The sequence below is a fragment of the Pseudomonas sp. dw_358 genome, from assembly GCF_018449655.1.
Classification (GTDB): domain Bacteria; phylum Pseudomonadota; class Gammaproteobacteria; order Pseudomonadales; family Pseudomonadaceae; genus Aquipseudomonas.
The window spans coordinates 1-18,522 of record NZ_JAAVUX010000026.1 but is presented as its reverse complement, the minus strand read 5'-3'; the positions used below and the strand labels follow the sequence as shown (position 1 = coordinate 18,522).

Here is an 18,522-nt window from a genome sequence, read left to right as displayed (position 1 = left end):
AATGAATGCCTGCGTCGGGGCCGGATCCTGTGAGTCAACGTTGGCTATCGATGTTCCGTGATCCTTGGGTGCTGGTGCTGCTGTTGGCGGCACTGGCGACGCGTCTGGTTTTTTTGCCGGAGCGCACGCTGTGGTTCGACGAAGCCTACAGCGTGGCGGTCGCTCGCCAGCCGCTGGCGGACATTTGGGGGCTGGTGACGCTGGATGTGCATCCGCCGCTGTATTATTGGGTCTTGCATCTGTGGATCAATCTGTTTGGCGACAGCCTGTGGGCCATTCGCGGCTTGAGTGTGGCCGCCGGCGTCGGCGCGGTCGCCTTGGCGGCGGGTTGGTTGCACACGTTTGCTCCCCTTCGTGCGGTGCGTATCGCCCTCGCGCTGCTGGTCATACAGCCCATCGCCGTACGCTACAGCCAAGAGGCGCGGATGTACGCGCTGCTGGGCCTGTGGCTGATGGCGGCGAGCTGGACCCTGGCCGGGTGGCAGCACAAGCCGGGTCCGTGGCGTTACCCGCTGGTGTACGCCGGGCTGGCTGCTGCTGCGCTGTACACCCACTATTTTGCCCTGCTGGGCCTGAGCAGTCATTGGACGTGGGTGGCGTTCACTCGTCGGGGTCGCAGCCGCTTGCTCGGACGACGGGATTGGTGGCTGGCCAACGGGGTGGCTGCGGCGCTGTTTGCTCCCTGGCTGCCGTCCTTGTTTCAGCAGTTGAATGCCAACCGTGGCCTGGACTGGATATTGCCACTGGACTCGGGCACGGTCCCCACGGCGCTCTGGGAGTTCATCTGGGCGGGAAGTCCGTGGTCGCTATGGCCGGTGCTGGGTCTGGTCATGCCGGCGTTATTGACGTGGGCGATCTGGCAGACTCGTGCGACTTCCTTGGGCAGCCAGCGCACGGCGGTGATGCTGCTGGCACTGTTGCCCATTGCCTTGGCCGCACTGGTGTCGGTGTTCAAGCCGGTGTTCGTCACCCGCTATCTCAGTTTTGCGGCCCTGCCCATGACCCTGTTGCTGGCCATGGCCATTGACACCCTGTCGCGCTCACGGCCGAGGGCGGCATCCATGGTGTTTGTTGCACTGGCCGGGGTCCAGTGCGTGGGGGTGCACAACGCCTGGCAGGGCGGCGGGGTACTGGATGGCCCTCACGCCACCCTCAACGGCACCGGGCCCCTGTCCGCCATTGCCAATGAGCAGTGGCGTGTGGGTGACGAGGCAGTGTCCGACGGCGCCAATTACTTCGGGCTTCTTTACTACCTGCGCCATCACCCCCAGCCATGGTTGCGGGTGGACGGCAAACCGCCGACGTTCACCGGGGCATTCGCCACCTTGAGCCGGGGTACCCGCAGCCCTTGGCTGCCAAGTTACGCCGACTTGCCCGCAGCGACCTGCGGGCTATGGGTGTTCGCGGTGGCGACCGACCCGCAGCGCTACCCACCGCCAGACCAGTGGGCGTTGGCGTTTCAAGAACAGGCCGATGCAACCTTGCTGCACTACTACCGGCGTCGTAGCTGTGCGCAGCCGAGCACCGCGCAGATGCCTGCGTCAGGGAATCAAACGCTCGGCCCGTAGTTGAGCGAAGACATCGAAAAATGCCTGGTCGCTGGCCTCGAAATCCACAAAGCCCAGGCGGCGGCTCTTCGACACGTCTGTCACCACTTCGATTGGCCGTCCGAGGTCGGCGTCGGTGTGCCAGGGAGAGACCAGCCGGGTGAGGTCGGGCTCTTCAAGACCGTGGGCTCGGGCCAGTTGTGCCCACGCCGGCGCGTCGTCGGCCATCTGCTCGGCCAGCGGCGCGGGGGCATGCGGGAACGGTGCGGCGGGCAGGTCAAACCACTCGGCGATCCGTGACCACATCCACTTCCAGCGAAACACATCGCCGTTGGTCACGTTGAACGCCTGATTGGCCGCCGCTGGCGTGGTCGAGGCCCACAGCAGTTGCCGGGCGAGGACTCTTGCGTCGGTCATGTCGGTCAGGCTGTCCCACTGGACTCGCGAGCCGGGAAAGACAAAAGGCCGACCACTGGCTTTGCACAATGAGGCATACACCGCCAGGGTCGTGGCCATGTTCATGGCATTGCCCACCGCCACCCCGGTGATGGTGTGCGGACGGTGCACGCTCCAGGTGAATCCGTCGCGGGCGGCGGCGGCAAACACTTCGTCTTCCTGGGCGTAGTAAAAGTTTTCCACATCCAGCCGGCCTTGCTCCTCGCGAAACGGCGTCTGCGGCAAGGCGCCCTTGCCATAGGCTTCGAACGGGCCCAGGTAGTGCTTGAGCCCGGTAACCAGGGCCACATGGCGGACACTGCTGGCCGGGCGCAGCGCTTGCAGCACGTTGCGCACCATGGCCGCGTTGACCCGGATATTCTCGGCTTCAGTGGCTTGTCGGGACCAGGTGGTGAGGAACACGTGGCTCGGCGCCAGGCCCTCGAGTGCCACGCTCAGCGCAGCGGGGTCCTGCAGGTCGGCGCTGACCGGGGTCAGGCCAGGCAGGGCCGACGGTCTGCGGGCAAGGCCGGCAACCGTCCAGCCTTGGGCCAGAAGCAGGCGCGCGGTGGCGCTGCCGACGATGCCGCTTGAGCCGACGACGAGGGCTGTTGGGGTCATATGATCTCCGAGGACAGGGTGGGTTTGGAGGTTGGACAGCGCAGGAGGCGAGGTGGCTGAAAAAAAACATGAAGGGATACCTCATCCCGCCACATCCCCCCCTCAATAAACATCCCGCAGATACCGTTTCGCCCTGAGCATCCCCGCCACGTACGCCTGTGCCCCGTCTTCCCCCATCCCGCCATGCTGCGCCACCACCTCGTGCAGCACGCGGTCGACGTCCTTGGCCATGCGGCTGGCATCGCCGCAGATGTACAACTGCGCACCCTCCTGCAGCCAGGCCCAGAGTTCGGCGCCGTGTTCGCGCATGCGGTCCTGAACGTAGACCTTCTCCGGCTGGTCCCGGGAGAAGGCCAGGCTCAGGTGATCGAGCAAGCCGTCGGCCTGGTAGCCCGTCAGTTCGTCCTCGTAGTAGAAATCCGTGCGCCGGCGCTGCTCCCCGAAAAACAGCCAGTTGCGGCCTTTGTCGCCGCGCGCCCGGCGCTCTTGCAGAAAGCCGCGAAACGGGGCGACGCCGGTGCCGGGGCCGATCATGATGATCGGCACATCGCCGTCCACCGGTACGCGAAAGTGCCGCGAGGGCTGGACGAAGATCGGCACCTCGGCGTCTTCGGCGCGGTCGGCGAGGAAGGTCGAGGACACGCCTTTGCGGTTGCCATAGCGCACGGCCGATACCGTCAGGTGTACCTGATCGGGATGAGCCTTGGCGCTCGAGGCGATGGAATAGAGCCGTGGCTGCAGCGGCTTGAGCAGGCCGAGCAACTCCTCGGCGGAGCAATCAACGGGAAACGCCGACAGCACGTCGGCCAGTTGGCGACCCCACAGCCAGTCCTTGAGCGCCGCCTTGTCGTGCTCGCCGAGCAGGTGCTTGAGTTGCGGCTGGCCGCTGCGCTCGGCGATGAAGGACAGTGCCTCATGGCTGGGTCGCGCGATTTCGAAGTGGGCACTGAGAGCCTGGTACAGCGGCATCTCGCCCGCCGTTGGCAGGTTCACCGATGTGTCAGGCTTGAGCCGCGTGCGCTGCAGCAGCTCATCGACCAGCTGCGGGCAGTTGCGCGGGAGGACGCCCAAGGCATCGCCAGCTTCGTAGCGAATGCCCGAATCGGCCAGGTCCAACGCGAACAGGCGCGTTTCCTTTTCCTCGCTCTGCTGGTTGAGCAACCGATTGATCACCAGTCGCGCGGCGTAGGGCCGCGCTTTGTTCGGCTCCGAGGCCTCGCCTGCGCACGCACTCGGTGCCGGGGCGACGGCCAGGCCCAGGCATTGCCGCAGTTGGCCCATCCAGGCACTGGCGGGCGCCGTGTAATCGGTGTCGCAGTCCACCCGGTCCAGCAGGCGGATGGCGCCCAACTCATGCAGGCGCCGGTCCAACTGCCGACCGTGATGGCAGAACTGATCGTAGTTCGGGTCGCCCAGCGCCAGTACCCCGTAACGCAGCGACGGCAACGGGGGCGCGTCAGCCAGCAGGGCCTTCCAGAAAACGGCGCCGTTATCTGGGGCATCGCCGTCGCCAAAGGTGCTGCTGATCAGCACCAGCTCGCGAATGCGCGCCAGGCGCGCGACCGTAAAATCGTTCATCGCGCTCAGTTCGACACTGCGACCGGCATCGCGCAACTGCTGGGCCACGCCCTCGGCCAGGGCTTGGGCATTACCGGTTTGAGAAGCCCAGAGCAGGGTGATGTCGGCGGGCTCCGTGGCCGCTTGCGGACTGACGTCCTCGAGGGTCTGGTGGCCGATCAACGCGAGCCGGCGCAAGGCCACTGCACAGAACTTCAATTCAGGTTGCAGCGACAGGGGGTCGACCGCATCGCTGGTCACGGCATTGATGGCCAGATCGTCGCCAAACACATCGTTCCAGTGAAAGGGTGCGAAGCAGTTGCCCGGCCGCACCCGGTCCGTGACCACTGCCGGCAACACGGCGTGACCGCGCGAGGAACGGATCTCGACCGGATCCTTGTCCTTGATCGCGAGCGCGGCCGCATCCTGCGGATGGATTTCCACAAAGGGCCCGGGGTTGAGTTTGTTCAGGGTTGCCACCTTGCCGGTCTTGGTCAGGGTGTGCCATTGATGTTGCAGGCGACCGGTGTTGAGCACGAAGGGGAAGGCCTCGTCGGGCATCTGCGCCGGGTCCATGTGCGGGCGCGGGAGGAAGTGGGCCTTGCCGCTATCAGTGGGGAAGACCAGCGCCGGGGCCTGGCCGCAAGCATCGCGGGCCAAGGTCTGGCTGATGCCGTTGTTGAGGTAGCGAATGGGGTTGCGCTCGGCCGAGTCGGCAGCGGCGCACGGCCATTGCAGTGGTGCCTCGCGCAGGCGTGCGTAGCTGGCACCACGGATGTCGTAGCCGGTCTTGGGGTTCCAGGCGCGTTTGATTTCCTCGAACACCTCGGCGGCCGAGGCGTAGCTGAACGACTCGGCAAACCCCATGGCGCAGGCCACCCTGGCGATGATCTGCCAGTCGGCGAGGGTGTCACCCGGCGGCTCCACAGCCTTTTGCATCAAGGTCAGGTTGCGCTCGGAATTGATCATCACCCCTTGCGCCTCGGCCCAGAGAGCGCCGGGCAGGAGAATGTCGGCGTAACGGTTGGTTTCGGTGTCCAGGTAGGCGTCCTGGGTGATCACCAACTCGGCGCTCTGCAGGGCGTCGATCACCGTTTGGCGGTTGGGCACGCTGGCCACCGGATTGGTGCAGATGATCCAGCAGGCCTTGATCTGGCCAGCACGCATCTGTTCGAACATGGCCACCGTGCCGTTGCCGGCGCTGCGGGGGAGGTGGTCGGGGGGGATCTGCCAAAGGTCTTCGATGAAGGCGCGATCGGCCTCCACCAGCAGCGAACGCTGGCCAGGCAGGCCGGGGCCCATGTAGCCCATTTCCCGGCCGCCCATGGCGTTGGGCTGGCCGGTCAGGGAGAACGGCCCGCTGCCGGGGCGGCACAGGGCGCCGGTGGCCAGGTGCAGGTTGCACAGGGCGTTGGTGCTCCAGGTGCCGTGGGTGCTCTGGTTCAGGCCCATGGTCCAGCAACTCATCCACTGTGCAGCGTTGCCGATCCACTGCGCCGCCTCACGGATATCGGCTTCGGCCAGACCGGTGATCGCGGCGACGGTGTCGGGGGCATAATCCTCGAGGAACTCCGGCATCGCCTCCCAGCCCTCGGTGAAGGCGGCGATGAACGCCGGGTCGGTGTGGCCGTTCTTCACCAGCAGGTGCAGCAAGCCGTTGAGCAGCGCCAGGTCCGTGCCGGGCTTGATTTGCAGGAACAACCCGGCCTTGTCGGCGGTGGCGCTGCGGCGCGGGTCGACCACGATCAGCCGGGCACCGGCCTTGACCCGGTCCATCATGCGCAGGAACAAGATCGGGTGACAGTCGGCCATGTTGGCGCCAATGACGAAGAACAGGTCGGCGTGATCGAAATCCTGATAGGAGCCCGGTGGCCCGTCGCTACCCAGCGAAAGCTTGTAGCCACTGCCGGCGCTGGCCATGCACAGCCGCGAGTTGGATTCGATGTGGGGCGTGCGGACGAAACCCTTGGCCAGTTTATTGGCCAGGTATTGCGCTTCCAGCGACATCTGTCCGGAGACGTAGAAGGCCAGCGCTTGCGGGCCGTGCCGGTCGAGCAGCTCACGCAGGCGCAGCGCGGTGGTGTCGATGGCCTGGTCGATGCCGGTGCGCACCGGCTCCTGATCTCGCGAGGGGCGTGTATAGGCATGGGTCAACCGGCCGGGGACGGCGATGGCCTGGCCGCAGGTGGTGCCCTTGGTGCACAGGCGGCCGAAATTGGTCGGGTGGTGCTTGTCGCCGATGACCTTCACTACGGTGTTGTCCTGCACTTGCATGACGATGCCGCAGCCGACGCCACAGTAGGGGCACACGCTTTTGATCGATGTGGTTGTCATTGCACCTTCCTGCACCCAACGCAAAAAAGGCGCCTGATCGCTCTCCGTCATAAACGGGAGGGACACGGCGCCTTTGTCGTGAACGAGGCAATCATTTCTCCGATTGCTGTGTCGAGGGGGTTGCAAGGGGCAGGCCAGTTTCGCCCGGTCCTGCTCTCACACGGACGGTCGTCCGGCGCAGACCCTGTAGGGGTGGGCCTGGGCCGCGATGCAGGCGACGCGGCCTGGCGGTATTGCGCGGCGCTGGCCTCACGCCCAAGCGCTGTTCCCACAGGGGCGGCGTAGCCTCATGACTGTGCGCTCAGCGCGAAATCGCACTCTTTTGTGGCTTTTATCGGGCGCCTTACCGGGCCGAACAGCCGCCAGAGGCCCGAATCCGGGCGCCCCGGTAAAACTGGCACAACCCGTGCAATGACCCCTTCGCAGGCTTCAACCGCCTGCCCACAATCTGAACGAATACTGGCAAAGACGCCTGGATCCTCAACGGTCCGGGCGTTTTTTTTTGCTTTTTTTTACCCAACCCAGAGGCCAACCCCATGAACTCCAGCATCGGCTTGCACAACGACCTGCCCACCCTGGTGGTGGTGGGTAATGGCATGGTCGGCCACCACTGTGTGGAGCAACTGATCGAGCGCGGCGCCCTGGCGCACTACCGCATTCATGTGTTGGGCGAAGAGCCGGTGCGCGCCTATGACCGTGTGCACCTGTCCGAGTACTTCACCGGTCGCGACGCCGAGGGCCTGGCCATGGGCGAGGAGGGCTTCTATGCACAGGAGGGCCTGACCTTGCACCTGGGCACTTGCGTGCTGGGGATCGACCGCGCGGCTCAGCAACTGCTGACCGCCGCCGGCCCCGTTGCGTATGACAAGCTGGTGCTGGCCACTGGCTCCTATCCCTTCGTGCCGCCGATCCCCGGCGCCGAGGGCGATTCGCGGCTGGTCTATCGCACCCTGGATGACCTTGACCGCATCCGCGCCGCCGCCCAGGGGGCACGCCGGGGCGTGGTGGTCGGCGGTGGCCTGCTGGGGCTGGAGGCGGCCAATGCGCTCAAGTCCCTGGGCCTGGAAGCCCATGTGGTGGAGTTCGCCCCGCGCCTGATGCCGGTGCAGCTGGACGAACCGGGCGGGCTGGCCCTCAAACAGCGGATTGAAGCCTTGGGCGTGGGCGTGCACCTGGCCAAGGCCACCCAGTCCATCAGCGCGGGCATGGCCTATCGCTACCGCATGAACTTTGCCGGCGACGACTTCCTGGAGACCGATCTGGTGGTGTTCTCCGCCGGCATTCGCCCGCAGGATGCGCTGGCCCGTCAGTCTGGCCTGGACCTGGGTCCGCGAGGGGGTGTGGCCATCGACAACGACTGCAGGACAGTCGACCCGCACATCTATGCCATCGGTGAATGCGCCGCCTGGAGCGGCAGCATCTTTGGCCTGGTCGCGCCTGGCTATCAGATGGCCCGTGGCGTCGCAGCCGCCCTGTGCGGTGAAAGTGGCCACGTGTTCAGCGGCGCCGACATGTCCACCAAGCTCAAACTGCTGGGGGTCGACGTCGGCTCCATTGGCGATGCCCACGGTGCGATCGAGGGTGCACGCAGCTATCGTTTCACCGACGAAGCCACTTCCAGCTACCGCCGGCTGGTGGTGTCTGCCGATGGCAAGACCGCGCTGGGCGCCGTGCTGGTGGGCGACAACAGCTACTACGACACCCTGCTGCAATACGTACAGAACGGCATCGCCCTGCCTGCCGACCCCTCGATCCTGATTCTGCCACAGGGTTCAGCTGCACCCGCGCTGGGGGTGGATGCCCTGCCGGCCACGGCCACCGTATGTTCGTGTCACAACGTCAGCAAAGGGGCGATCTGCGCAGCCGTCGAAAACGGCTGCGGCGACATGGCCGGCCTCAAGGCCTGCACCAAGGCCGCCACCGGCTGCGGCGGTTGCAGCGCTTTGCTCAAGCAGGTCTTCGAACACGAACTGAGCGCCCGTGGCGTGGTGGTGGACAAGAGCCTGTGCGAACACTTCGCCTACACCCGCCAGGAGCTGTACGCCATCGTCCGCGTTGGCGCCGTCGAGACTTTCGAGCAGCTGCTGCACAGCCACGGTCGCGGCGCCGTGGGTTGCGACATCTGCAAACCCGCGGTGGCGTCGATCCTCGCCTCGTGCTGGAACCGGCCGATCATGAACCCGTCCCTGGTGCCGTTGCAGGACACCAACGACACCTTCATGGCCAACATGCAGAAGAACGGCACCTATTCAGTGGTGCCGCGAATTCCGGCTGGCGAAATCACCCCGCAAGGGCTGATTGCCATCGGTCAGGTCGCGGCCAAATACAATCTCTACACCAAGATTACCGGCGGCCAGCGCATCGACCTGTTCGGCGCGCAATTGCACGAACTGCCGGACATCTGGGAAGCGCTGATCGCCGCCGGTTTCGAGACCGGCCACGCCTACGGCAAATCCACGCGCACGGTGAAGTCCTGCGTGGGCAGCACCTGGTGCCGTTACGGCGTACAGGACAGCGTCAAAATGGCCTTGGACATCGAACACCGCTACAAGGGCTTGCGTTCGCCACACAAGCTCAAGTTCGCGGTGTCCGGCTGCACCCGCGAGTGCGCCGAAGCTCAGAGCAAGGACGTCGGCGTGATCGCCACGGAGAATGGCTGGAACCTCTACATCAGCGGCAACGGCGGCATGCGCCCGCGCCACGCCGAGCTGTTCGCCACTGACCTGGACGACGCCACGCTGATTCGCTACATCGACCGCTTCCTGATGTTCTACATCCGCACCGCCGACAAACTGCAGCGCACCTCGGTCTGGCGCGAGAGCCTGGAGGGCGGTCTGGACTACCTCAAGGACGTGATCATCCACGACAGCCTCGGCCTGTGCGCCGAGCTCGAAGCGCAGATGGCCCTGGTGGTCGAGCGCTACGAATGCGAGTGGGCCGACGCCCTCAAGGACCCGGAGAAGCTCAAGCGCTTCCGCACCTTCGTCAACGACCGGCGCGCCGACCCGGACATCCAGTTCGTCACCGAACGCCAACAGCCCCGGCCGGCCCGGGCCGATGAACAACGGATCGCAGTGCGCGAGGAGGTGATGTGATGACCCGTCTTGAGATGGAGTGGCAACCCCTGTGCAGCGTGCACGACCTGGTGGCGCAATCCGGCGTCGTGGCCTGGCTGGACGGCGCGCAGATCGCCCTGTTCTACCTGCCCGATGCAGACGGCCAGACCCTGTTCGCCATCGACAACCATGACCCGAAATCCGGTGCCAACGTGATCGGCCGGGGTCTGGTCGGTCAGGTGGGTGGCGATCTGGTGGTCGCCGCGCCCTTGTACAAGCAGCATTTTCGCCTGCGCGACGGCAGTTGCCTGGAAGACCCCGAGCAGCGCTTGCGCGTGTGGCCGGTGCGGATTCACGACGAGCAGGTACACGTCAGCCTGTCACCGTTTTTTGCCGCTGTTGAGGCGGCTGCCGAATAACCCCTTTTCTCTGATTGGCCGAGGTCGCTCTGATGAATTCAAGTTTCTGGAAAGCCGGGCATCCGCCGACCCTGTTGGCGGCATTTCTGTATTTCGACCTCAGTTTCATGGTCTGGTACTTGCTGGGGCCGCTGGCGGTGCAGATCGCCACTGACCTGCAGCTGAGCACGCAGCAGCGCAGCATGATGGTGGCCACGCCGATTCTGGCCGGGGCGATCTTGCGTTTGATCCTGGGGTATTTCGCCGACCGCTATTCGCCGAAAACCGCGGGCATCGTCGCTCAATGCGTCGTCATTGCCGGCCTTGCAGTGGCCTGGCTGGCGGGGGTGAAAACCTATGAGCAGACCTTGCTGCTGGGGGTTTGTCTGGGCTTCGCCGGGGCCTCGTTTGCGGTGGCGCTGCCGCTGGCGTCGCAGTGGTACCCGCCGCAGCATCAGGGCAAGGCCATGGGCATTGCGGGGGCCGGCAACTCGGGCACCGTGTTTGCCGCGCTGTTTGCCCCGGCGCTGGCCAAGGCGTTCGGCTGGAGCAATGTGTTCGGCTTTGCCCTGATTCCGTTGGTGATCACCTTGGCGTTGTTCATCCTTTGTGCACGCAATGCGCCTTCGCGTCCGGCGCCGAAAAAGCTCGCGGATTACGCACGGGCTCTGGGCGATCCGGACAGCTGGTGGTTCATGTTCTTCTATAGCGTGACCTTTGGCGGCTTCCTGGGCCTTGCCAGCACCTTGCCAGGCTACTTCCATGACCAGTACCAGCTGGACCCGGTGATGGCCGGGTATTACACCGCCGCCTGCGTCTTCGGTGGTAGCATGATGCGCCCGCTGGGCGGGGCGCTGGCCGATCGCGTCGGCGGGATCAAGGCACTGCTGGTGCTGTACGTCGCAGCGGGCATCTGCATTGCACTGGTCGGCTTTCATCTGGCCAGTTCGTTTGCGGCCCTGGCCTTGTTCGTCGGCGCCATGCTCTGCCTGGGCGCGGGCAACGGTTCGGTGTTCCAGTTGGTACCGCAGCGCTTCAACAAGGAAATCGGCGCCATGACCGGGTTGGTGGGCATGGCCGGCGGCGTCGGCGGTTTTGCCCTGACGGCGGGGCTGGGGGCCATCAAGCAGATGACCGGCGACTACCAGGCGGGCCTGTGGCTGTTTGCCGGGTTGTGCCTGCTGGCGTGGTTCGGCCTGTTCGGGGTCAAGCGTCGCTGGCGCACCACCTGGGGCAGCGTCGGCCTGACGGCGGCGCGGGTCTGAGTCGTTGACCGCTCTGCAAGCGTTACCCCCCCTGCGCCTGCGCGTTGGCCACGCCAGCGCCACCGGGCCACGGGCGGAGAATCAGGACGCTATCCGTTGGGTCCAGCCGCAGGCCGATCTCATTGCCAGCAAGGGCTGCCTGCTGGCCTTGGCCGACGGCGTCAGCCACTGTGCCGACGGGCGCCTGGCCGCCCATTCGACGGTGCAGGCGCTGGCCGAGGACTACTACGCCACACCGCAGACCTGGGCGGTAGCGCAATCGCTGGAGCGGGTGCTGGCCGCGCAAAACCGCTGGTTGCACAGTGCGGCCCGCGGCCAGTCGCTGCTGACCACCCTGACCGCGCTGGTCCTGCGCGGACAGCGCATGACCCTGGCCCATGTCGGCGACTGTCGCGCCTACCGCTGGCGCGCCGGGAGCCTGGAGCAGCTGACTCAGGACCACGCCTGGCAGCAGCCGGGCATGGAGCACGTGCTGACCCGTGCGCTGGGTCTGGAGGGTCACGTTCTGGTGGACTTTCAGGACTTTACGGTGGTCGAGGGCGACGGCTATGTACTGGTCAGCGACGGCGTCTGGGCGACCTTGGGCGAACGGGGCCTGCGGGACATCCTGCAAGGCACCGAAGACCCCGCCGTGGCTGCACGCCTGCTGGTGGAGACCGCCCACCGCGCCGGCAGCCAGGACAACGCCAGCGCGCTGGTGGTGTGGGTGGACCAGTTGCCCGCCAGCGACTGGCGGGTGCCGGGCGAGCGAATGCCCGTGCCCCGGACGCTACGCCCCGGCAGTCAGTTCGAGGGCTGGCAGGTGATCGAAGCGCTCAGTGCCTCACGCCAGTCCACGCTGTACCGGGTGCGCGACAGCCAGGGCGATGATTGGTTGCTCAAGACCTTGCCGGCCCAGCTGGCCGATGACACCGAGGCCGCGCAGGCCCTGCTGATGGAAGAGTGGTTCCTGCGGCGGGTGTCGGGCCGAGCCTTTGTGCAAGTGCATCCGACCCCGAACCGTCAATCCCTCTACTACGTTCAGCGTGAGTACCCCGGCCGGACCCTGGCCGCCCAGCTCCATGCCGACGGCCCGCTGCCCATGGCCCACTGGCTGGAGTGCGCCAGCCGCTTGCTGCGAGCGTTGGGACAGCTGCACCGACGCAACCTGCTGCACCGCGACATCAAACCGGAGAACCTGCACTGGGGCCGCGATGGCGAGCTGCGGCTGCTGGATTTCGGTCTGGTGCATTGCCCAGGGCTGAGCACCGCGCCGACGAGCGTGGCGGGAACGCCGTCCTACCTGGCCCCGGAGCTGTATCACGGCGCCGCGCTGACGCCGCGCCAGGATCTGTTTGCCGCAGGCGTGACGCTGTACCGTCTGCTCACCGGGCGCTTCCCCTATGGCGAGATCGAACCTTTCCAGACCCCGCGCCACGGCACACCCGCCAGCGCCCGGGCGGCGCGCGCCGATGTGCCGCAATGGTTGGAAGACTGGTTGCTGCGCTGCCTCGATGCCGAGCCTGAACGGCGCTTCGAGACCGCCGAAGAAGCGCTGCTGCAATTGGACAAAGGCGAACGCCAGGACAGTCTCGGGCCTCGGCCGCTGTTGCAGCGCAATCCGCTGAAGGTGTGGCGAATGTTGGCTGTATTGGGTTTGCTGGGAAATCTGGCTTGGGTGCTGAGGTGGTTGTGGCGGGGTTGAGCGTTAAGGGGGGGCCGCACATTGCACCCATCCGCCAGACCCCCTACGCTGACCACTCGTCCACTGCCCCCCGGAGCCCACGCATTGAACATCAAAGGCATCATCTTCGACAACGACGGCACCCTGGTCGACAGCGAGCGCATGGCTTCGGCCCTGCTGCACCAGATGCTCAACGAGCAGGGTGTGGCCTTGGACGCCGATCAGGTACTGGAGCGCTTTCGCGGGGTACAGTTCGCCCTGTTCATGGCCGATGTGGCGTTGCAGGCGCCGCAGCTGGACATCGACCGTTTCGTCAGCAACTTTCGCGCCGCCAGTCTGGCGCAGTTCCGCTCGGGGCTCGCGCCGATGCCGGGGGCGCTGGCCTTTGTCGAGGCGCTGCAGCTGCCCAGCTGCGTGGCCTCCAACGGCCCCCGGGACAAGATCGAAACCACCTTGGAAGCGGCCGGATTGTTGCCGTGGTTCGAGAATCGCATCGTCAGTGCCTACGAAGTCAATTCGTGGAAGCCGGCGCCGGGTCTGATCCTCGCCGCGTGCCACTTGCTGGAACTGGCGCCCCACGAGTGCCTGCTGGTGGAAGACAGCCACGCCGGGGTCCAGGCCGGTCTGGCGGCGGGCACCCAAGTGGCGGGGTATGGGGTGGACACCGACTTCAGCCTCTATGCCGGCCGGCCCGGTTTTCACCGGGCCGAGCATTACCGTGACCTGGCCGCATTGTTGGCCGCTTCGGCACGTTGACGGTCGCGGGACAGCCGTCGCTCGTAATGTTCCAGCAGCGGCTGGGTGCTGACCCCGTGCAGCAGAATGCTCAGGGCCACCACCGACAGCGTCAGGCTGATGCAGCTGCGCTCGATGCTGTCGGGCAGGTGGGCAGTGAGGGCGTAGCACAGGTAGTAGATCGAGCCGATGCCACGGATGCCGAACCAACCCAGCAGCAGGCGCTGGTGCCGGTCCAGCAGGCGCGGACCGGTGAACAGCCACACGCACACTGGCCGGATCACCCCGAACAACACCAGCCCCAGGGTGACCGCGCGCCAGTCCCAGTAGCTGGCCAGCGCGGCGCCCAGCAGGAAAATCAGCAGCACTTCCATGGAGCGCTCCACCAGGCTGCCGAAGGCAAGGATATCGCCCATCATCACTCCGGCGGCCAGTTGACTGTCTTCCAGTTCCTCGCGCTTGCCGACGATGGCATGTTCCGGGGCCAACTCGCTGTGGCCCAGCACCGGCTTGGCCAGGTGCTCGGCAGGTATGTCGGTGTTGGAGGTGCGCGCCTCGGCCTGGCGCAGCCCCAGCCCGGCGGCGAACACGGCGAGGAAGCCGAAGGCATCGACCCAGTAAGCGGCCACGTAGGACAGCGCGATCAGCGCCAGGGCTAGAAAATCGTTGGGCGAACTGGTGCTGTCGGCGTTGCGAATGCGCAGGCGGATCATCAGGTGACCGATCAGGCGGCCCAGGCTATAGCCGATCAACAGGCCGGCCGGCACGCCCCAGACCAGGTTCTTCACCGCCCAGGCCGAGACCCAGTCGCCGTCGAAGTGGCCGTAGTGGATCAGGCTCAAGGCCAGTATCACGAAGGGGAAGGCGGTGCCGTCGTTCAACCCGGCCTCGCCGGACAGGCCAAAGCGCACGCGATCGAAATCATGGGCGCTGCTGACCTGAACCATGCTTGCCAGCACCGGGTCAGTGGGCGCCAGCATCGCCCCCAGCAGCAAGGACAGGTCCCAAGGCAAATGCAGCAGGTAGCGGGCCGCCAGGCAGGTGCCGACAATGGTGGCGATCATCACCGGGCCGGCCAGCAGGTAGGCCGAGCGCCAGGCCGAGCGGTGAAAGCCCAGACGCAGTTTGACCCCGGTGCTGAACAGCGAGAAGAGTACGGCGACTTCAGTCAGGCGCTCCAGCCACGGGGCGGCGTCCTGAATGTCGAGCTTGAGCAGGTCCAGGCCCCAGGGTCCGGTCACCAGGCCGAAGCCCAGGCACACGGCCGAGGTGGTCACCGGCAACCAGCGCAGATAGGAAGAAGCCAGCGCCAGCAGCAGTAACAGGCTGCCCAGCACGGCCATGCAGAGGATAAAGCTCATCGTTCCCCGTCAGGGCGTCCACGCCCGGTTTGAATTAAGTCCCGCAGGTATGGGACTTTGTTCGGAGCCGATAGTTGGATGGGGCTTACAGGTGATCCAGCGGGATCTTCAGGTAGCGCACGCCATTGGTTTCCGCCGGCGGCAGCTGTCCGGCACGGATGTTGACCTGCACGGCGGGCATCAACAGCACCGGCATGGGCAGGGTGGCGTCGCGGGCGGTGCGCATGGCCACGAAGTTGGCTTCGTCGATGCCGTCGCGCACGTGGATGTTGCGCTGGCGCTGCTCGCCGACACTGATGCTGGACTGCGGGCCGCGCCCCGCCGGTGGATAGTCGTGGCACAGGTACAGCGTGGTCTGCGCGGGAAAGGCCAGCAGACGGCGGATCGACTGGTACAGCTGGCGTGCGTCGCCGCCGGGAAAATCGCAGCGGGCCGTGCCGACATCGGGCATGAACAGGCTGTCACCGACAAAGATCATCGTCTCTTCCAGCACGTAGGCCATGTCCGCCGGCGTGTGCCCTGGCACGGGCAGGGCGCGGGCTTGCAGATGACCGATGGTAAAGACTTCGTCGGCAGTGAACAGGTGGTCGAACTGCGAGCCGTCCAGGCGGAACGCCGGTTCCAGGTTGAACACCGCCTTGAACGCGGCTTGCACTTGCCGAATCCCCTCGCCGATGGCGATCTTGCCGCCCAGCCGCGAGCGCAGCAAGGGCGCGGCGGACAGGTGGTCGGCGTGGGCGTGGGTTTCCAGCAGCCACTGCACGGTCAGTTGCTGCTGCTGGACGAAAGCGGTGATGGCATCGGCCTGCTCGGTACCGGTGCGGCCGGATTTGTGGTCGTAGTCCAGCACCGAGTCGATGATGGCGCAGACGCTGCCCGCCCCCTCGTGGACCACATAGCTGAAGGTCGAGGATGCATGATCGAAGAACGATTGGACAAGGGCGGACATGACGGCTCGGTTCCGGTGGCGATGGCCGCAGTCTAGGGGATTTATTCGGCCAGGGGCAAACCGCCTGGCCGTCGGCACCGGCAGCCGGTGCCGGAGGAACAGCGGCCTGCTCAGATCACGAAAAAGCCGTGAGTGCCGTCCCGGCCCAACTGCTCCACCAGGCCGAACTCCCAGTCCAGGTACGCCTGCATCGCCTCACGAGGCGCCTCGGTGCCTTCATAGGGGCGGCGATAGCGGTCGATCCGGGGCGAGGCCAGGCGTTGTTCACCGGCTTCGATGGGCAAACCGGCTGCCAGCCAGCTGGCGGTGCCCCCGCCCAGCACAAACACCGGCTTGCCGGTCAGGGCTTCGACCTGGCCGACGGCAAAGCGCGCCAGCAGGCTGCTGCCGCAGGTCAGCACATAGCGTTCGGCGGCGGGGATCTTGCCCAGCACCGAGGCGAGGTCCGCGCGCAGGGTCCACCAGGCGCCGGGGATATGGGCCTTGACGTGGTTGGCGCTGGTGGTGAAATCCAGCAGCTGGGTGTCGCCGGTCTGCTGCCACTCGACCAGGGTTTGCGGGCTGATGGTTTCGAACGGCGCCACCTGGGCAATCGCCGGTTTCCAGGCGCCGGTCTCGCAAAAGGATTCGACTTGCAGGTCGTCGAGGACGAATACCTCCCAGCCCAGCTGCGCCAGCCACGAAGCACTCATGTTGGCGCGCACGCCGTCGTCGTCGGCCAGCACGATTCGCGCACCGCGCACGCTGGCATAATGATCGGTTTCCTGCACCAGTTGACCGCCGGGGCTGGAGCGGGCCGCCGGCAGGTGCCCGCCGGCAAATTCTTCAGGGGTGCGCACGTCGAACAGGTAAGTGGTCCGTCCGGGCTCGGCCTGCCATTGTTGCCAGTCGGCCAGACGGGCCCGTCCAACGCCGGCCTTGTCCGCCACGCGGCGGGCGTCGGCGCTGGCGATCTGGCGGGTGGCTTCGTCGGTGTTGCTGAATTGACGGGCCTGCCCGTGATCCAGGGTCTGGCCGGCGAGCAGCCAACCGATGGTGCCATTGCGCAGGGCCGCGACCTGGTTGGGCAGGCCGGCGTTGATCAACGACTGGGTGCCGATCAGGCTGCGGGTGCGCCCGGCGCAGTTGACAATGATCCGCGTGGCCGGGTCCGGGGCCAGTTCTCGGGCGCGCAGCACCAGCTCGGCGCCGGGTACGCTGATGCCGGTGGGAATGCTCATGGTCTGATATTCGTCGAAGCGGCGCGCGTCGAGGACCACCACATCGGCCCCCTGATCGAGCAGCGCCTTGACTTCCTCGGCCGCCAGGGAAGGCGTATGGCGCTCGTGCTCCACCAGTTCGCCGAAGGCTTTGCTCGGTACGTTGACGTCGATGAACAACTCGCCACCGGCCTGGCGCCAGCCGTCCAGCCTGCCTTCCAGCAACGCCAGATCGGTGTAGCCCAGTGCCCCGAGGCGCTCGATGGCGCGCTCGGCGAGGCCTTCGCCATGGTCATAGACGGTGATCGCTGTGTCGCGCCGGGGGACACGCGGGTACATCTCGACTTCCAGTTTCGACAGGGGAATGTTGGCGGCAAACAGCGGATGGGCTTCGGCGAACGGTGCTTCTTCACGCACATCGATCAGGGCGACTTCCTGGCGCTCCAGCAGGGCGTGGCGGATATCGGCAAAGGAACGGGTCTTGGTTGCGCTCATGGTGCAGGGGTCTCTTTGGACAGGTCCCAGATGTTGGGCAGCGTGCGGTTGGAATAGCCGGAGATGAACAGTTTTTCCGTGCCGTCGGGCTGGTACACCGCCCGGTGTACCGCGCCGATGTTGGCGCCGTACACGTGAATGCTGATCGACACTCGGTCGGCGAAGGCATTGCTCACTTGATGAATGTCCACGGTGTCGGGCGAGACCACTTCGACGTGGCCCGGTTCCAGGCGAATGCGCGGACCCTCCGGATGCAGGCTGTTATCGGCGGCGCGCTGGTAGTTCTGGGCGTACTCGGCGCCGCGCAGCATGCCGATCAGGCCCCAGACGCGGTGGTCGTGGATCGGGGTCTGTTGGCCGGGGCCCCAGACAAAGCTGACGATGGAGAAGCGTTGGCGGGAGTCGGCGTGGAGGAGAAACTGTTGATAGCGATCGGGGTCGGGCTGGGCGTATTCATCCGGCAGCCAGTCATCGTAACTCACCAACTGGCTGAGCAGTTGGCCGCCGCGGTGCAGCGTGTCGCCTTCGCGGGGGGCACTGTCGAGCAGTTCGGCAAGGGCGCCGATGAACGCCCGCAAGCGCTCGGGGTGGCGTACCTGAGACATCGTTTCTCCTTGGGTCGTTGGGGCGGCGACAGGCTCGCTGCGTTCCCATGGAGGTGACGATAATGCTCGGTCGAGGGGCTGTGAAGTTCGATTTTGTTCTAAGGTAATTATTAAAAAGAGGAATTTAAGAGGTCGGTATAAATGCCTCATGTGCATTTATAGAGGGGGCTGATCTGAACATGGCACGGCTGCCTTCACGGGCAATCGCTATAGCGGTTGCCCGTGAAGGTCGTCTGAGAGCTACCGATTAGAACGGCATCTTCAACTTCAACGAAACCGTCTGGTTGGTAAAGTCCGTGCGT

General features: G+C 65.7%; 12 protein-coding genes. 6 read left to right on the top strand and 6 right to left on the bottom strand.

Annotated elements, in window-relative coordinates:
* Positions 1 to 50 precede the first annotated feature (50 nt).
* Positions 51 to 1,568 carry a glycosyltransferase family 39 protein gene (locus HB675_RS24580; RefSeq protein WP_213881759.1) on the top strand — a complete coding sequence of 506 codons (1,518 nt, stop codon included), beginning with the start codon at positions 51 to 53 and terminating at the stop codon, positions 1,566 to 1,568.
* Here the strand turns inward: HB675_RS24580 and HB675_RS24575 are convergent.
* Entirely contained in the window at positions 1,542 to 2,603 is a 1,062-nt protein-coding gene (locus tag HB675_RS24575) for an SDR family oxidoreductase (RefSeq protein ID WP_213881758.1), read from the bottom strand. The genes HB675_RS24580 and HB675_RS24575 overlap by 27 nt on opposite strands.
* A gap of 102 nt (positions 2,604 to 2,705) precedes the next feature.
* The gene (locus HB675_RS24570; protein WP_213881757.1) at positions 2,706 to 6,494 is read right to left on the bottom strand and encodes a bifunctional nitrate reductase/sulfite reductase flavoprotein subunit alpha; all 3,789 of its coding nucleotides are present in this window, start codon (positions 6,492 to 6,494) and stop codon (positions 2,706 to 2,708) included.
* Positions 6,495 to 7,030: 536 nt separating this feature from the next.
* Between HB675_RS24570 and nirB the strand changes: the two genes are divergently transcribed.
* The 5 genes from nirB to HB675_RS24545 all read left to right on the top strand — a co-directional run bounded on the left by nirB (position 7,031) and on the right by HB675_RS24545 (position 13,632).
* Positions 7,031 to 9,589, top strand: coding sequence for a nitrite reductase large subunit NirB (gene nirB, locus HB675_RS24565; RefSeq protein ID WP_213881756.1), 2,559 nt, complete (start codon positions 7,031 to 7,033; stop codon positions 9,587 to 9,589).
* Complete coding sequence (gene nirD / locus HB675_RS24560) at positions 9,589 to 9,969, top strand: nitrite reductase small subunit NirD (RefSeq protein WP_213881755.1); 381 nt, start codon at positions 9,589 to 9,591, stop codon at positions 9,967 to 9,969. Before nirB ends, nirD begins: the two co-directional genes overlap by 1 nt.
* Positions 9,970 to 10,001: 32 nt before the next feature.
* Positions 10,002 to 11,213 carry a nitrate/nitrite transporter gene (locus tag HB675_RS24555; RefSeq protein WP_213881754.1) on the top strand — a complete coding sequence of 404 codons (1,212 nt, stop codon included), beginning with the start codon at positions 10,002 to 10,004 and terminating at the stop codon, positions 11,211 to 11,213.
* A 4-nt stretch (positions 11,214 to 11,217) separates the two neighbouring features.
* Positions 11,218 to 12,897, top strand: a complete 1,680-nt coding sequence (locus HB675_RS24550; RefSeq protein ID WP_256737671.1) for a bifunctional protein-serine/threonine kinase/phosphatase — start codon at positions 11,218 to 11,220, stop codon at positions 12,895 to 12,897.
* An 84-nt stretch (positions 12,898 to 12,981) separates the two neighbouring features.
* Positions 12,982 to 13,632, top strand: a complete 651-nt coding sequence (locus HB675_RS24545; RefSeq protein ID WP_213881753.1) for an HAD-IA family hydrolase — start codon at positions 12,982 to 12,984, stop codon at positions 13,630 to 13,632.
* On the opposite strand, the gene HB675_RS24540 is transcribed toward HB675_RS24545, so the two are convergent.
* From HB675_RS24540 to HB675_RS24525, 4 genes are all read right to left on the bottom strand, one after another.
* Positions 13,590 to 14,972 (bottom strand): cation:proton antiporter, encoded by a 1,383-nt coding sequence (locus HB675_RS24540; RefSeq protein WP_213881752.1) that lies wholly within the window; start codon positions 14,970 to 14,972, stop codon positions 13,590 to 13,592. The genes HB675_RS24545 and HB675_RS24540 overlap by 43 nt on opposite strands.
* 85 nt (positions 14,973 to 15,057) lie before the next feature.
* Positions 15,058 to 15,921: an MBL fold metallo-hydrolase gene (locus HB675_RS24535; RefSeq protein WP_213881751.1), complete on the bottom strand. Its 864-nt coding sequence runs from the start codon at positions 15,919 to 15,921 to the stop codon at positions 15,058 to 15,060.
* Between the two features lie 110 nt (positions 15,922 to 16,031).
* Positions 16,032 to 17,615, bottom strand: coding sequence for a rhodanese-related sulfurtransferase (locus tag HB675_RS24530; RefSeq protein ID WP_213881750.1), 1,584 nt, complete (start codon positions 17,613 to 17,615; stop codon positions 16,032 to 16,034).
* Complete coding sequence (locus HB675_RS24525; RefSeq protein WP_213881749.1) at positions 17,612 to 18,220, bottom strand: cysteine dioxygenase; 609 nt, start codon at positions 18,218 to 18,220, stop codon at positions 17,612 to 17,614. The genes HB675_RS24530 and HB675_RS24525 overlap by 4 nt, the downstream gene beginning before the upstream one ends.
* Positions 18,221 to 18,522: the final 302 nt, after the last annotated feature.

Excerpts from the sequence above, each read along its gene's own strand:
- HB675_RS24580 (WP_213881759.1), top strand. The coding sequence starts at position 51 with ATGTTCCGTGATCCTTGGGTGCTGGTGCTGCTGTTGGCGGCACTGGCG.
- HB675_RS24575 (WP_213881758.1), bottom strand. The coding sequence starts at position 2,603 with ATGACCCCAACAGCCCTCGTCGTCGGCTCAAGCGGCATCGTCGGCAGC.
- HB675_RS24570 (WP_213881757.1), bottom strand. The coding sequence starts at position 6,494 with ATGACAACCACATCGATCAAAAGCGTGTGCCCCTACTGTGGCGTCGGC.
- nirB (WP_213881756.1), top strand. The coding sequence starts at position 7,031 with ATGAACTCCAGCATCGGCTTGCACAACGACCTGCCCACCCTGGTGGTG.
- nirD (WP_213881755.1), top strand. The coding sequence starts at position 9,589 with ATGACCCGTCTTGAGATGGAGTGGCAACCCCTGTGCAGCGTGCACGAC.
- HB675_RS24555 (WP_213881754.1), top strand. The coding sequence starts at position 10,002 with ATGAATTCAAGTTTCTGGAAAGCCGGGCATCCGCCGACCCTGTTGGCG.
- HB675_RS24540 (WP_213881752.1), bottom strand. The coding sequence starts at position 14,972 with ATGAGCTTTATCCTCTGCATGGCCGTGCTGGGCAGCCTGTTACTGCTG.
- HB675_RS24535 (WP_213881751.1), bottom strand. The coding sequence starts at position 15,921 with ATGTCCGCCCTTGTCCAATCGTTCTTCGATCATGCATCCTCGACCTTC.
- HB675_RS24530 (WP_213881750.1), bottom strand. The coding sequence starts at position 17,615 with ATGAGCGCAACCAAGACCCGTTCCTTTGCCGATATCCGCCACGCCCTG.
- HB675_RS24525 (WP_213881749.1), bottom strand. The coding sequence starts at position 18,220 with ATGTCTCAGGTACGCCACCCCGAGCGCTTGCGGGCGTTCATCGGCGCC.